This window comes from Tardiphaga sp. (assembly GCF_044340795.1).
Taxonomy (GTDB): domain Bacteria; phylum Pseudomonadota; class Alphaproteobacteria; order Rhizobiales; family Xanthobacteraceae; genus Tardiphaga.
Genome location: NZ_JBIISY010000185.1, coordinates 1 through 11,892, shown reverse-complemented (window position 1 = coordinate 11,892; position 11,892 = coordinate 1). Strand labels below are relative to the sequence as shown.

Sequence of the window (11,892 nt, the reverse complement as noted above, 5' to 3'; positions counted from 1 at the left end):
CTTCGCAGCGACAACCGGCGTGCCGGTCGTCTCCGTTGTGCCTCCACTCAACGAGGCACCTCCTCCAACAAACAAAATATCTGTAATCTGCTCTGAACTTGGGATACGCGAAATAGATTGTGCCGGCGTAGAAGAGTTCCTTCGAGCACCCCAGCCAGCCGATCCAGGTCTGGTCGATGCGGCCCAAATCCGGCTACAAGCCAGCATCGACAGCATGCGGAGCTTGTTTGAACGTCCACTTAGCTAGGGGCCGCACTAGAAGGCGCGTTAAATTTATCGTTTGTTTAAAAAGTAAACAGGTCAGCACTTGCCCGCTTCAGTTTCCGAACACTCCGCTTCTAAGCCGACGCTCGCAATCATCAGCACATTTGATGATTTGTGCGGGATTGCCGCCTACACGCGCTATCTTGTGAAACAACTCGAGCCGCACTTTCATGTGACGGTCCTAGATCTGGATCAATACTTGCTCCGGCATACCAGCCCTCATGTCCGCAAGCTCGGTGATCGTCTGATTCGAGATATGTGCGCCAAACTTCAGGACTTCGACTGCGTGAATATCCAGCTTGAGCACGGCACGCTTGGCCTGCATGCACGGGATATCTATCGGCGGCTGCGTTGGATCGTTCAGGCATCACCGCGTTTGTCTATTTCGAGCCATACGATCATGTCCGCGGACGGATTTGATTTCGGCATGTTCCTGTCACGGATTTTTACGCTGAAATGGGGGGCAGCCTATTCTCAGCTGGAGGATGAAGTGCACTCGAGGCGGCTTGGACGGCCGCTCTATCGCTTCTATCGTCGTCAGCAGCAAGTGCGGCCGATTCATTTTATCGTCCACACTGGTCGCGATTTTCGTTTCATGAGATATGTTAACCGCTTGGAAAATGTCCATCACCATCCGCTGTCGTTCCTTTCGGAAGCCGATGCCAGCACTGTTCGCACGCAAAGCAATCGATCTGCCTTTCCGTCTTTAGATGCCCTTCCCGCGGACGCGCACATTATCGGCGTGTTTGGATTCTTCGGGCCTTACAAGGGCTTTGACACGGTGGTGAAGGCGCTTGGAAGGCTGCCGAAGAACTATCACCTGGCGATCTTCGGGGGTGTGCACCCGAACGACATCAAGCGCAACCAAAAGCTTCACCCCTACATCCGGACGATTCTGGATTCGGCCCGAGCCGACTTTTCATTGCTGCAGCTCGAAGAAGGTGGCGAGATACCGCATGAGCCAGCCGCGAAGCCGGTGCCGTTGACGATGCAGGTATCGGACCCGGCACAAATGTTCTCTCACCCAAAGGATGTGTCTGACCGAGTCCACTTTATGGGATCTTTGACGGACGAACAGTTCTTCACTGCCATGTCGGTATCGGACTCGGTAGTGCTTCCGTACCTTGAAGTTGGGCAATCATCTTCGGGCCCGATGAGCCAAGCCGTCGAACTAGGCTGCCGCGTTTTCGCCGCGCGTAATCAAGCATTTATGCAATTCGCGAAATACCACCCTGACGCACTCACGTTCTTTGATGTTGGCAACTATATTGAGCTCGCTGAAAAAATCATGACTCAGGATCCAAAGCGCGCAGATGCTGCGCCGAGCCTGAAATTCAATACCTTTACGAATGCGGAGGTTTATCGGTTGAGCAACTCGCCGACATAAGCACGGAGGACCGCTGGGATCCTCCGTGCTTACTGGCGCACTACGCTGCTGCTCTTTTCAGCCAAAACATATGATGATTGCTGTTATACGAATCGATAGGATAAGGTCCGGCATCGACGCTGTGATAGTGAATTCCGAAGCCGCTTTTTTGGATGTTTCGAAGGCTGTCGCGGCAGTCGATTCCGCGCGGTGCGATCCACATCGGATGAAACTCCAGCGCGACCAACTCGACGCCCGCAAAAACGTCGGGCCCGACATCGAATAACTCGTGTTCGGCCCCCTCAATGTCGACCTTCAGAAATTGCGGCTTGAGGTGCATGTATTCACGGATGTCCTTAATGATCAGCCTCTGGGAATTCGTAGCCTCGCTCGCAGCGTATATTCGCGAGTCGTTAGGACTGACATTGATCTCGAAGGACTTGTTCGACAGGCCTACAGCATGAGCCGTGACATTATCGAAGTAATTAATGTGAGCGTTAGCAAGAGTTGCCGCTGCGTTCCATGGATACGGGTCGAACGAGTGAACATGTCCGGTTGGGCCCGCAAGCATCGCCAGCGGCGCGGTCAGCGCTCCAGAGTTGCAGCCGAGATCAAAGGCGACCATTCCCGGCTTAACTAGTTGGCGCCTCACCAGTTCGCCAACAATGAAGTCGTGGTACACCTGATCAAACCACGAGCGGCTTTCCTTGTGATAAATGATGAAATCGAAGCGCGCGCCCTGCATCATCGGCACGATATACGGGTCAATTCGTTCGTAACTGCCCGTCATGGGCCAAGTCTTTTCGATTTCATCCAGCGTCCGGGAAAGACGGTCAATGATCTTTTGTTGACCAAAAGGAAGTCGTGTCGTCAAAGTGGCCTCCTGCCTAAGCTCAAATTCCTTGATCCGCCTCAGATCGCTAAATAGGCGGAAGAGCGCTTTCAAGTGTTTTCCGTGTTTCTTAGTCACCGCAGGACGCATGTGGCGGAAAGCTTGAATGTGTTCTGCGATCCTTTTATGATCAGATTTGCTTGACCGCTATAGCTTCCTTAGCAGTGTTATCGTCGGACCGCATTTTTGATGAAGTGGTTTTGGTCGAAAATCATAGGTGGTGTTGCGTTTGGGCCGTTCCGGCCATGCACTCTTGGTCGACTCTAGCCCCGCCGCGTCGAGAGCTTTGTGATTATGACCGATACCGTCAACGGCAGCGCGTCGAAAGAACCGCACGGCGTTGTCGGTGACCTGAGACCACCAACCGACGATCCCCCGGAATTGCGAGCGCTTCGCGCCCGCCTGTCCCTTGATCCCGCCAACTACGAGGCGAACCACCTTTACACTCTTGAACTTATTAAGCTCGGCCGCCGACCGGAAGTTGCGCGCCACTATGCCGATGCAGCTGGTCGCTATCCGAATGATGTCTGGTTTGCGAGAACAGCAGGTATATGGTTGAACTCAGTTGATCAATGCGACGACGCTGTTCAGCAGTTGGCCCGAGCCATCGCCCTCTCGCCGGAAGATGCCGAGCTCTATCACCAGTTGGCGTGGGCGTCGGACAAGCTCGATAAGCCAAATAAAGCCGCGCTGTTTGCTGTACGCAGTTTTCGGCTAGATCAGACCAACCATCATCGCGCTCTCTTTGCGGCGCATCTTCTCGCAAAATGCGAGCGGGTGTCGGACGCCATTGACCTGCTCACCATCGCTCGGAACACGATAGCTCCAGCGGCAGTTGTCCATCAAGTTCTGGCCACGATGCTGAATATGGCCGGACGGCGCGATGAGGCCATTGAGGAAGTTAAACAAGCGATCTCGCTAAACCCAAGAGTCGCAGACTATCATCTGCTGCATTCACATATATTGCTTGAAACCGGCCAGCTATCTAAGGGGTTAGCGGCGATCGATGCGGCTTTAGAGATCGATCCGTCGAACCACAACCTGCGCCGCCATAAGGTCAGCATTCTTTTAAACGAGGGTCGTGTCACTGATGCAATTATGACGACCGCGATTCTGCTGCAATCCGCGCCTGAACATGACGAATACAATGCATGTATGCAACACGTGTTGTCGCAGCGCGTCAGCCCGACCCAGAATGTGTCAGACGTGCTTGCGCGTAAGCGGCAGAAAGCAAGTGGACATATCCGACGCGAATTCAATCCAACCCTTCGGGAAGCGGCCGCGACGCAGCTTCGCGTCATTGCCGCGCTATTTTTGCGAGAGTTGCGCACGCGATATGGTGATAGTCGGCTTGGATACCTTTGGGTCTTGGTCGAGATGGGCATCCATATCGGCTTTCTCGCAATCGTTTTTCAGTTCACGATGAAAGGTAAGCCGCCGATCGGCGACTCGTTCTTCTTTTTTTATTTTACTGGCCTCATTCCCTATCTACTGTTCGTACACACCAGCGAACAAGTCGGACACGCAATACAGCGTAATAAATCGATGCTCCAACTGCCGCTAGTGACCAATCTCAATGCCATCGCGGCTTGCGGGCTGCTTGAGTTATGCACGGAATTGGTTGTGGCGATCGTTTTTATCGCCGGATTTCTTGCCGCCGGGATCGACGCAATTCCGAAGAGCCTAGGGGGAGCGGCTGGCGCGATCTTAGTTTGCTGGTTGCTGGGCATGGGACTAGGGATCATCAACGCGATCATGAACGTGTTTTCCCATGCCTGGCACCAGGTGTTCGGCGGCGTACAGCGCCTGCTCTATTTCTGCTCGGGCATTTTTTACGTGCCGGGTATGATGCCGGAGTGGCTCCGCGATATTTTTGCATGGAACCCGCTGTTGCATTGCGTGGACTGGTTCCGGTCATCGTTCTTTCAGGCCTATGAGCCGAGATGGCTCTCGATCAGCTATCCCATAGTTTGTTGCCTGGTTCTCATAGCGATCGGCCTAGGGCTTGAGGCCGCACTGCGCCGCCCGTTGAGGCAGAACACATGATCGAGTTCTTCGGCGTCACAAAGGTCTACAAATCGCGCCAGGGTAGCAAGACTATCTTGCAAGACGCCTCGTTCTCCTTTGAGCCCGGACACAATTTTGGAATACTGGGTGGCAACGGCGCAGGAAAATCGACGTTGATCCGGTTAATTGCGGGCGCTGAGCCGCCCGATAAAGGTCGTGTGCAACGCCGCGCTCGGGTGTCGTTTCCAGTCGGTTTTAGCGGGACGTTTCACCCACATCTATCGGGCCGGCAAAATGCGAGCTTCATTGCCCGGATATACGGCGAGAGCGTTGCGCGCGTCGTCGATTTTGTTGGTGATTTCTCAGAGCTGGGCGAGTATTTCGACATGCCGGTCGAGACCTATTCCGCAGGCATGACAGCAAAGCTGGCTTTTGGAGTCAGTCTGGGAATCGATTTCGATGTTTATTTGGTCGACGAAGTGATTGAAGTCGGCGACGCCCGGTTCCGACAGAAATGCGCGGCGGTGTTCGCTGAGCGAATGGAAAGAAGCGATCTGATCATGGTGTCGCACAACTCATCCACGATTAGGACGTTTTGTGACAGAGCCGCAATCCTTTCGAAAGGCGAATTGCATTTCTATGACAGTGTGGACGCGGCGATGAGAGCCTATTGGCAGATCATGGGAACGACGGATGCCTGAATTAGCTAAGGTGGATAGTTCAACAGCGGTGACGCTAGGACAGCCGGCCGTGATCCCCGTTAAGGTCTGGCCCGATAGCACTGTCCCCGAGCGAACCGCGTCGGGCGAAGTTGTTCCGTCGTGGCGGAACGACGGCCTGCTGTATCCAGCAAGGCGTGCGCGCAGATCACCTTTGCTGGCTTCGCTACTCGTCGTGGTCATCATCCCCACCATTCTGGCCTCGATATATCTTCTGTTAATCGCCTCGCCGCGATATACGTCTGAATTCCGCGTCGCCATTCGGTCGGTTGACCTGACCAAAAGTGGAGGCATGTCCGCGATGATGGGCCTCAGCGGCATTCCAGGCGCCTCGCAAGCCGCGAATGACTCTCAGGCCATCGTTCAATATCTCCAGAGCCATGATGCAATTGTCGACCTGGAGAAGCGCGTCCCGTTGCGGCGCTTCTTTCAGGATGGCGAGATAGATCGATTTTCTCGGCTCGCCGATGGTGAACCCATGGAGCGCGTTCTGAAATACTGGCGCAGCATGTTGAATGCCTATTACGAGACATCGACCGGAACCATCGTGGTGATGGTCACTGCGTTTTCTCCGAAAGACGCGGCGACGATTGCCGATCATTTGCGCATGCTGTCCGAACGGCTGGTTAACAACATGTCGGAGCGCATGCGCGTAGATACCGTGTCCGTCGCCCAGCAGGAGGTTGATCGCAGTGAGAAGCGCTTGCAGGATGCGATCGAACTGACACGTAAAACCCAAGATAAGTTCAACGTTATCGACCCGAAGCAGGCGGCTGACAGTACATTATCCCTGGCCGCGAAGTTGCAGGACGAAATCGTGCGACTAAAAGCCGAGATCGACGTGCAGGCAGCCTATCTGAGCTCGACGTCGCCAACCATGAAAATAAGGTCGGAGCAGTTACAGTCGCTCCAGACTCAACTGGACGCGTTGCGTTCCCAAGTCACCGCGACCGGATCGGGTAACAAGGGCCAGTCGCTGTCAACTGTTATCAGCAAATTCTCCAACCTACAGAGCGAGCAGATGTTCGCCGAGCGGTCCTATCAGAGCGCGCTGACATCGCTGGACAGCGCTCGAACGGAAGCCGCGCGGCAGCAGCTTTATCTTCAGACGATCGTCACCCCCTCAATGCCCGAGCAACAGTCGTTTCCGCGTCCGTTGCTGAACATCGCTGAAGTCGCGGGCGTAGCGTTCACCTTATGGGCTATCATTATTTTCGTCGTTCACGGCGTACGCGAACATCTTTGAAGCTTAGAAAAAAATGACGCAGGCACTCGCGATCGATTTGAGCTGTCTGGCTCTGGGACCGTTGGCGGCGAGCCCGCGCGGCATCGATCGAGTAGAATTAGCCTATGCCCGACATTTTCTCGGGACATGGCCTGGGGAAGCGTTCGCCCTACTCCCCACTATTTGGGGCGTTCGCCTATTCGAGCGAGAACGAGCGCTTGTAGGCATCGCAGCGCTTGAGGACATCTGGAACGAAAACATACGGCTCGAAGACGACCTAGTATATCGGGAACTCCGGATACGTATGGGTGCCGACGATGCAGTCGGGATCCCAAAGTCCGCAAAAGCCAGGAGGCAGGCGGGGTCATCGCTGTCACGGTTTACCCGGCTTCTTGCATCGACCGGGTTTGCGTTTGGTCGGCCGGCTGCGCAAGTATTGCCGCCGCATAGCATTTACCTCAATGTGGGACAGCTTCTTTTTTTTAAGCCAACGGTGGCCTGGTTAGCGCAGCGACCAGACATCACCAGCGTGGTTATGCTCCATGATGTCATCCCGATCGAGCACCCGACGCATCATGTAAAACTAGGCGTTCATCTCCATCGCGCTATCGTACGAAATGCCATCGCATTCTCGGATGGCCTGATAGTTCCTACCCATTTCGTCCGCGATTCGCTTGTTCGCGTGGATCGACGCTTCGGTGAACTACCGATTCACGTGGAACGCCTTCCAGTCACCGCAGCGTTCTTGGCTCGACAAAAGCCGGATGAAGACCTGCAACGGGTTGGATACTACCTAGCCTGTGGAGCTATCGAGGCGCACAAAAATCACGTCGTCTTACTACAGGCCTGGAAAAAATGGATGGAAGTCGACAACGCTGGTGTTCCGCGCCTAATCATCGCAGGTAAACTTTCACCAACCAGCGAAGTTGTTCTAGATTTCCTAGCCAAGAACCCAGCCCTAGAAAGAAAGGTAAGCGTCGTGTCAGATTTATCGACGCCGGCGATCCGGGCTCTCATGGCGAATGCAAAGGCTGTCTTGATGCCGTCTATCGCAGAAGGTTTCGGTCTTCCCATCGTCGAAGCGCTTGCGCAAGGGACGATGGTTGTCGCTTCTGACACGCCCGCTCACCGGGAGGCAGGCGAGAGTGGCCTCGTGATTTATACAAGCCCAACCGACTTCCAGTCCTGGTTCACGGCGATCCAGAGCGTGGAGCAGAACTGCGGTCGCTCAGCAGGTGCTTTGAGTAAAAGGCCTTACGTTGCGAAAACATGGGAAACTTACTTCAGATCGATCGAAGCATTCTTGGATTCGACCGTTGCGGCGAAATCGAAAGAGACGACCTTAATCGATAGTACTCTGTCCAGATCAGCTTCGTCATGATCGCCTACGGTAAATGCCGTATGTCACGTGTTCGCTTTCACAAACTTCGTCGACCACCTCGCAAGTCGCATGAAGCCATGCTCGCGCCGGCTTCATACTTGGCCAAAAGATATCGTCGACAACCGCCAGACCGCGCTTGTTCAGCGTGGACGTCCACTGTTGGACGTCCGCAATTGCCTGTTGCTCGGAATGCCCGCCATCGATGTGTATCAAATCAAACGAAGATGTACTTAACGCTGCAAAGGCTTCATCACTACTTAGTTCAAGGGTACTAACATGGCGGGTCAGGTCATACTTCGTGATCGACTTGAAGTACTCGCGTTTGATTGCAGCGAGGTCTACCTCCGCCCACCAATTGTCGTGCTCGTCATCGATCGGATAGGCTGTTGCTACCAAGTTGCTCCAAGCCTCGACTGCCAAAAGCTGCCCGCGTTTAAGATAACGCATTGTCATGGCCACGGGGACAGCCGAGCGTCCCGCGAACACTCCGATTTCGAGGGCACGTTCCACATCATTCTGAAGAACGAGGTCAGACAGCAGGAGTGCTTTCCTTTCGCTGCACCATCCGCTCAATTTTGGAATCGTCTCGACAATGGTTGCCCGTAGATCAATCACCTTTTCAAAGGCGGGCGGCTGTGCGAGCTCCTGCTTAAGGCGGGTGATACACTTCTGTAGAGTGGCTATCTCCTCCTCGCGCTGTTCGACGACTCGCTCGCGTTCGCGTATAGTCGCTTCCCTCGCTCTGATAATCTGCGCTCTCTCGTCAAGACCAGCACGCAGTTGCGCGATTGTGCTGAAACGCTTTTTGAAAATTCCAAAAGTCATTGAAAGAGTAAGCCCTTTTGGGTGCTATCCTAGTATTCGGAGTATCAGAAGATTTTATCTGCATGCATCGCGATTTCAAGGCTCTGTACGTCACTGAAAGTTAGTTCCAGGAGCGGCAGTATGCCGGTGGCGGATTCTTTATCTCAATCCAGACAGTCGTCGGATAAAAGTATGAACGCGTCAGATAGCAAAGTGGCACTCCGATTCGCACATCGATTGGTCGCATTTCTTCTCGTTAACTCCTCTATTTCCGCTCTCACCCTGAGCAGTGTTCTGGCGGAGACAATTGCGCCCTCCTCCCGGAGGTCATCCCTATCCCAGATTGAAGGTCTTGGAAGGCCTGGCAGCGCCAGCGCAAACATCGTCAGCTTGGCGCAATATCCCCACTTCGACCCAACTGGAAGATTGCCGTCAGACACGGCCGTATCAGCATGGTGGCAGGATTGTATAGCCGCAAATCGCGAGAGCGGATCAAGCGGCAAAGTTTGCTACCTGCCGCCGGCAAAAATTCGCATGAGCCGTAGCTTTGCCTTCGACTTTTCAGGCAACCGAGACGGCGGGGGTCTCATTCTCGGAGCCGGGCAAAATGGCACGCTGTTTATATTTGACGATGGCGCATCGATGTCCGTGATCAATAGTCGGGGAGGCGGGGTATTCTATGGGACATTTCAAAATTTTGGCGTCATAGCCAACAATTCAAAAGGTCCTGCCGTCATGCTTGGCCAACACGACTTTTCAGATTTCCTCAATGGCTTCGCTTTGCGTGACATTTTTGTGAAGAACAGAGCAGGCGTTGAAGGATCGTCCGGCATTGAGGTGAATGGGTTTGGAGCCGGCCAACTAAATAACGTCACCACAAGCGCTGGCTGCACTGATGATCACGGACATTGTCCAGTCGGAGGCGACTCGCTACTGCTTCGCCGGGCGCAGTTCTCACAATTTTCAGGTTCATTCTCAGGCGGAAAGAATGGTATCGCGCTGCGTGACAGCTACAGCTTCGGTAACAGTATCATCTCGCCGGATATCGAGGTTGTCTATAACGGCATTTACCAAGACTCAGCCTACGCTAACGCTAATAGCGTTTACGGTGGCCAGTGGTCGTGGTGCACGCGCGGCGTCGGCGGCCCTTGCCGCGAGAATATGGGCTTCGCAATCGTGTCCAAGGCGGGATCACTCATCGTCAATAACCCAAACTTTTCCTTCTCGGATTCAGTAACCGATGGACGGCCAGAGAATAGTGTCGGAATTCTAACAACACGAGGCGCATCGATCGGAGTGTCAACTCCACCGGTGGCAGCATCCGGATCTATCGTGACGAATGTCACAACTAGACGTGTCGCTGCGACCCTGTTTGGCATCACCGCCCGCTTAGATAACGTATGCTATGGCCCCGCGGCCGGGACATGCACAGGACCAGTCGCAACGGGAGGGACGGTCACTGTGATCTTGCAGCCCAATGACCAGCTTCGGCTAACTTACGCTGGTGCAAAACCAGGTATGTCCTGGTCTCCGATTCAATAGCATTCGATACGGCCTCCGATTCGGTCCGTTAAAAGCAGGATTTGTACGCGCTCATCGTGATGGGCGTTCTCTGCTCACTGTAAGTCGACCGTGAACTTTTCGTCGCGATAAGAGCGTTGTACTCCGTACATGCGACGCAGGCATAGCGGCTGCACATTTGGTGGATGTAGCTTGACACCTCCAACTCTGCATTGCATCTGAACGAGCGGCAAAGGAGACGCGCGCCATGACAGATATGGATAGGTGGTCAAATTCTGCGCTCCTCTCGCCGACATGGGCGGAAAGATGCCGTTTCGCGTCTCGACTTGTGCCTGCCGGTTTACGTATTCTCGACGTCGGCTGCGGTACCATGGAGGTGGAACGATCTTTCGCTCCTTCGACCTATTACCCTGCTGACGTCGTCGCGCGCGATGAACGAACTTCAGTATTTGATCTGAACCAAGATCAGATCCCACGCTCGTTGCTGAACCTTGTCGATATCGTTACGATGCTGGGTGTTATCGAATACATCGACGAACTGGACTCGCATCTGCGGAGCATTGCGAGTAGTGGGACAAGACTTCTTGTTTCCTACAACTCGAAAGAGAGATGCGAGCACGTCGATCGAGCGAGCAACGGCTGGGTGAACGATTTCACAACTGACCAACTCGTTAGCAAACTACAAGCCTGCGGCTTCAATATTCGATCTTTCGCTGTGTATGACCAGCAGCAGGTTATCATACTCGCCGCTCCTGTTGAGTGTGCGAAACCTGAGAATGTACCGGCAATTGCCAGCGCGACTCAGACGAGTGTATTAAGCAGAAAGAGCATCGTTCTCATCGGTTTCTTTGGACGCGGAAACTGCGGCGATGAGGCCATCCTGCAGTGTGTTTATGAATCCTTCCGTTCACAATTCGATGTGATTATCAGCGTGGACGAACACGGTGCTTACATCGGTTTCTGGGACTGGTATCCATATAATGAAGCGAGAATCGTCCACCAGACAAATATCGCCGAAATTTTGAACAATCCTAACATCGTAGCCGTATTGGTTGGTGGTGGAGGATTACGCGTTGGATTTGGCGCCAATCAAGTTTTGGCTGCACGTTACGCCGCGCGAAAGACGGCGATTGCCGGAGTCGATCTTTGGTACCCGTTGCCGGGCCACAGCAGCGATGCGACACACTCTTACGCTTCACTATTTGATTTTGTGTCCATCCGACATAGCCCCGCGTCCGAAACACATCAAACCGCTTTGGATGTACATCATGGCGGCGACTGGACTTTCCGGTTGCCGAGGGACACCGCCGTTGACTTGGTCGCTGATCCAAGCCGTGTATTGATCACATTGCGAGAATATCCGATCGAACAAGTACCTTGGGACTATATCATCGAAATTAGGCGTATTGTCGAAGCAGTTCGACTACGTGACTTGTTGCCCGCATTTCTGCCTTTCTCTCCCGAAGACGAGCGGTTCTTGATGCAAATGGGTCTTGAACATTTGGCGCCGGTTGAGCGTCATTGGTGGAATCCGCGGCGTGCCAAGCAGCTCATCGCTTCAAGCGGCGCAATGCTAAGTGTTGGGCGGCTTCATCCGCTTATTTTTGCCGCCGATGTTGAGACGCCCGTAGCGGCGATCAATCTTCGTCATATCTCGCCCGAATTCGAGGTGGAAAAGATTGGTATTATGGCAAGCGAGCTCGGGATCGCTGT

General features: G+C 53.9%; 9 protein-coding genes. 7 read left to right on the top strand and 2 right to left on the bottom strand.

Going from position 1 to position 11,892, the window contains the following annotated elements:
• The first annotated feature begins 307 nt into the window (after window positions 1–307).
• The gene (locus ACIQ17_RS24290; RefSeq protein WP_398471786.1) at window positions 308–1,651 is read left to right on the top strand and encodes a hypothetical protein; all 1,344 of its coding nucleotides are present in this window, start codon (window positions 308–310) and stop codon (window positions 1,649–1,651) included.
• Window positions 1,652–1,691: 40 nt separating this feature from the next.
• On the opposite strand, the gene ACIQ17_RS24285 is transcribed toward ACIQ17_RS24290, so the two are convergent.
• Window positions 1,692–2,576, bottom strand: coding sequence for an FkbM family methyltransferase (locus ACIQ17_RS24285; protein ID WP_398471785.1), 885 nt, complete (start codon window positions 2,574–2,576; stop codon window positions 1,692–1,694).
• A gap of 240 nt (window positions 2,577–2,816) precedes the next feature.
• Here ACIQ17_RS24285 and ACIQ17_RS24280 point away from each other — a divergent pair, with 240 nt between their 5' ends.
• The 4 genes from ACIQ17_RS24280 to ACIQ17_RS24265 all read left to right on the top strand — a co-directional run bounded on the left by ACIQ17_RS24280 (window position 2,817) and on the right by ACIQ17_RS24265 (window position 7,854).
• Entirely contained in the window at window positions 2,817–4,568 is a 1,752-nt protein-coding gene (locus ACIQ17_RS24280; protein ID WP_398471784.1) for an ABC transporter permease, read from the top strand.
• Window positions 4,565–5,230: an ABC transporter ATP-binding protein gene (locus ACIQ17_RS24275; protein ID WP_398471783.1), complete on the top strand. Its 666-nt coding sequence runs from the start codon at window positions 4,565–4,567 to the stop codon at window positions 5,228–5,230. The genes ACIQ17_RS24280 and ACIQ17_RS24275 overlap by 4 nt, the downstream gene beginning before the upstream one ends.
• The gene (locus ACIQ17_RS24270; RefSeq protein ID WP_398471782.1) at window positions 5,223–6,494 is read left to right on the top strand and encodes a hypothetical protein; all 1,272 of its coding nucleotides are present in this window, start codon (window positions 5,223–5,225) and stop codon (window positions 6,492–6,494) included. The genes ACIQ17_RS24275 and ACIQ17_RS24270 overlap by 8 nt, the downstream gene beginning before the upstream one ends.
• Before the next feature lie 283 nt (window positions 6,495–6,777).
• Window positions 6,778–7,854 carry a glycosyltransferase family 4 protein gene (locus ACIQ17_RS24265; protein WP_398471781.1) on the top strand — a complete coding sequence of 359 codons (1,077 nt, stop codon included), beginning with the start codon at window positions 6,778–6,780 and terminating at the stop codon, window positions 7,852–7,854.
• Here ACIQ17_RS24265 and ACIQ17_RS24260 read toward each other — a convergent pair.
• Window positions 7,849–8,679: a class I SAM-dependent methyltransferase gene (locus ACIQ17_RS24260; RefSeq protein ID WP_398471780.1), complete on the bottom strand. Its 831-nt coding sequence runs from the start codon at window positions 8,677–8,679 to the stop codon at window positions 7,849–7,851. The two genes, ACIQ17_RS24265 and ACIQ17_RS24260, sit on opposite strands and share 6 nt — an antisense overlap.
• A gap of 171 nt (window positions 8,680–8,850) precedes the next feature.
• On the opposite strand from ACIQ17_RS24260, the gene ACIQ17_RS24255 reads away from it, so the two are divergent.
• Together ACIQ17_RS24255 and ACIQ17_RS24250 are read left to right on the top strand one after the other, a co-directional pair.
• Window positions 8,851–10,200 carry a hypothetical protein gene (locus tag ACIQ17_RS24255; protein ID WP_398471779.1) on the top strand — a complete coding sequence of 450 codons (1,350 nt, stop codon included), beginning with the start codon at window positions 8,851–8,853 and terminating at the stop codon, window positions 10,198–10,200.
• Between the two features lie 226 nt (window positions 10,201–10,426).
• Window positions 10,427–11,892, top strand: a 1,466-nt coding sequence (locus ACIQ17_RS24250) for a polysaccharide pyruvyl transferase family protein (protein ID WP_398471778.1), incomplete at its 3' end; no start/stop codon positions are given.

Excerpts from the sequence above, each read along its gene's own strand:
- ACIQ17_RS24280 (WP_398471784.1), top strand. The coding sequence starts at position 2,817 with ATGACCGATACCGTCAACGGCAGCGCGTCGAAAGAACCGCACGGCGTT.
- ACIQ17_RS24275 (WP_398471783.1), top strand. The coding sequence starts at position 4,565 with ATGATCGAGTTCTTCGGCGTCACAAAGGTCTACAAATCGCGCCAGGGT.
- ACIQ17_RS24270 (WP_398471782.1), top strand. The coding sequence starts at position 5,223 with ATGCCTGAATTAGCTAAGGTGGATAGTTCAACAGCGGTGACGCTAGGA.
- ACIQ17_RS24265 (WP_398471781.1), top strand. The coding sequence starts at position 6,778 with ATGGGTGCCGACGATGCAGTCGGGATCCCAAAGTCCGCAAAAGCCAGG.
- ACIQ17_RS24260 (WP_398471780.1), bottom strand. The coding sequence starts at position 8,679 with ATGACTTTTGGAATTTTCAAAAAGCGTTTCAGCACAATCGCGCAACTG.
- ACIQ17_RS24255 (WP_398471779.1), top strand. The coding sequence starts at position 8,851 with ATGAACGCGTCAGATAGCAAAGTGGCACTCCGATTCGCACATCGATTG.